Consider the following 2,829-nt stretch of genomic DNA (forward strand, 5'->3'; position numbering starts at 1 on the left):
GAATAATTCATGAGCTTTGCGAAAAATATTAAACCTTTGCTAATGTTTGCGAGTGTCACTTGCGCATTATTAACTACTTTTTCTGCCCACGCGGTAACACAAGTTGATCCAGCGGTGCCAGAGTATAAAAAAAAGTCAGCGGGGTGTCGGGTAACTTAAGCAGCGTAGGTTCTGATACCTTAGCGAATCAAATGACCTTATGGGCAGAGGAATTTAAACGCATTTATCCGAATGTAAATATTCAAATTCAAGCAGCTGGCACGTCTACTGCGCCACCGGCATTAACTGAAGGTACGGCTAACTTAGGTCCTATGAGCCGTGAAATGAAAGACGATGAATTAGAAGCGTTTGAGAAAAAATACGGTTATAAACCAACGGCAGTACCGGTAGCGGTCGATGCCTTAGCGGTGTTTGTTAATAAAGATAACCCAATTAAAGGTTTGACGGTGGATCAAGTCGATGCGATTTTTTCATCTACGCGCAAGTGCGGTTATGAAAAAAGATATACAAACTTGGGGGGATTTAGGTATTGATGCATGGAAAACCAAGACGATTCAGTTATATGGTCGTAATTCAGTATCAGGCACTTACGGCTATTTCAAGCATCACGGCTTGTGTAAAGGTGATTTCAAAAATAATGTTAATGAGCAACCCGGTTCTGCGTCGGTTGTACAGTCAGTAACCACTTCGGTTAACGGTATTGGTTATTCTGGTTTAGGCTATGTAACATCAGGCGTTAAAACCGTACCGTTAGCGAAAAAAGGTAGTCAGGATTTTGTTGAACCTACGCCTGAAAATGCTTTAGCGGGTAAATATCCGTTAGCCAGATTTTTATATATTTATGTCAACAAAAAACCTAATCAGCCTTTACCGCCGTTAGAAAACGAGTTTTTGAAAATGGTTTTGTCTAAAGTAGGCCAAGAAGTCGTTGTTAAAGATGGTTATATTCCATTGCCGGCTAAAGTAGTTGAAAAAGCGCTTAAAGGTATCCAGTAATTAGTAAGTTCTCGTCAACTGTCATTACTCCTCATAGCCTAAACGGCCAAGACTTGTTAAACAAGTCTTGGCCGTTTTTTATAGAGTTGTTATATCATTGTCATAAACCGTTTTTATAATCAAATCGTCCGCTTTTTAAAAAGCTAATAAAACCTAAAGTTATGCAACAATCAGGCAATCAATATTACCAAAAATGGCGTTCCGCCTTAGATTTATTGGCTCGTATCAGTGTAGTGACCGGCGGCATGGGAGTAATTGCTGCGGTAGTGATGATTTTTTTCTATTTGTTGTACGTGGTTTTTCCATTATTTTTGCCCGCAAGTGCTAAACAGTTGCATTCGTATGCGTTGCCGGAAGCAACCATAGGCAAAACGCTGTTGTTAGATATGGAAGAGCAAAATCAATTAGCTGCTCGTTTTACGGATAATGGTCAGGTTATTTTTTTCGATGTAGCGACCGGCAAAACTGTTTTAACCGATAAAGTTAAATTGCCAAGTGACGCAACGATTACCAGCTTTGCGCAAGCCAGCCCGGTCAATAGTGGTGCTGTTGTTTATGGCTTATCGAATGGCAAAGCCGTCATTGTCAAACAAGAGTATGGGGTATCGTTTAATAATAATGTCAGAACCATACAACCTAGTTTACTCTACCCCTTAGGTGAAGAAGCGTTAGTCGTCGACGAGTCCGGTGCTAAATTAGAGCAAATTACAGCACAACTTGGTGAAGAGTCCACTACGCTAGCCGCTAAAACAGCTGAGCATATTCGTTTAGTCAGTTTTGAAAAAGAACAATCATTATTTGCCGATGAAGCCAGTTTAAAACGTACTGATGGCGTGTTAACTCTACCCGGTGAAGGTGTGACGCGTTTATTAATCGATAAAGACGGGCAGCAGCTATTTGTAGTCAGTGCGAATGGTCGTGTTGCTTCCTACGATGTTAGAGACAAAACAGCGCCTTCGTTAAAACAAGCGGTTAATGTTGTTCCTTCTGACCAACACATTACAGCGATTAATTTCCTAAACGGGGATTTGTCGTTAATGGTCGGTGATTCGACTGGCTTAGTAACGCAATGGTCGCAAGTTCGTAATGAACAAAATCGCTCAAGTTTTGAAAAAATTCGTGAGTTCAAAGTGTCGGATAAAGCGGTGACGCAAATTTTTTCCGAGCAACGCCGTAAAGGCTTTATCATTGCCGATGCGCTAGGCAATTTTGGCATTTATCATTCAACGTCTGAGAAACAATTAATCACTGAGCGTGCTGCTAATCAATTAACTGCAATGGCGTTAGCACCTAGAGCAAATGCCTTATTAGTTGAAACCGGCGATAATCAAATCCAGTTTTGGCAGTTGGATAACGAACATCCAGAAGTGTCGATTAAATCGTTATGGCAATCGGTTTGGTATGAGAGCTATGCTAAACCAGATTATATTTGGCAATCGTCAGCTTCAAATAACGATTTTGAGCCAAAATATAGCTTTGTACCTTTGGTGTTTGGCACATTAAAAGCCGCGTTTTATGCTATGTTAGTTGCTATTCCTATGGCATTAATGGGTGCGATTTACACGGCGTATTTTATGGCGCCCGGTATGCGTCAAATCGTCAAGCCGTCGATAGAAATCATGGGCGCATTGCCGACTGTGATATTAGGCTTCTTAGCTGGATTATGGTTAGCACCGTTTATTGAAGAACATTTAGCCGGAATTTTTACGTTTTTGCTTTTTTTACCGGTAGTTATCTTATTGTTTGCTTATTATTGGCAATATATGCCTAAAGCATTACTGGCTAAAAAATTCCAGAAGGTAGCGATGGTCTGTTATTGATTCCTGTGATTCT

The 2,829-nt window shown here is 40.6% G+C and carries 1 protein-coding gene and 1 pseudogene; both read left to right on the forward strand.

Annotated features, from left to right (window positions below; translation table 11 throughout):
* The first annotated feature begins 42 nt into the window (after positions 1-42).
* A pseudogene (locus VZ94_RS33345) lies at positions 43-996 on the forward strand (PstS family phosphate ABC transporter substrate-binding protein).
* A 161-nt stretch (positions 997-1,157) separates the two neighbouring features.
* A complete protein-coding gene (locus VZ94_RS16785) occupies positions 1,158-2,816 on the forward strand; it encodes an ABC transporter permease family protein (RefSeq protein WP_052700670.1) in 1,659 nt (552 codons plus the stop codon).
* Positions 2,817-2,829 lie beyond the last annotated feature (13 nt).

Origin of the sequence: Methylocucumis oryzae (assembly GCF_000963695.1) — a bacterium.
GTDB lineage: Bacteria > Pseudomonadota > Gammaproteobacteria > Methylococcales > Methylomonadaceae > Methylovulum > Methylovulum oryzae.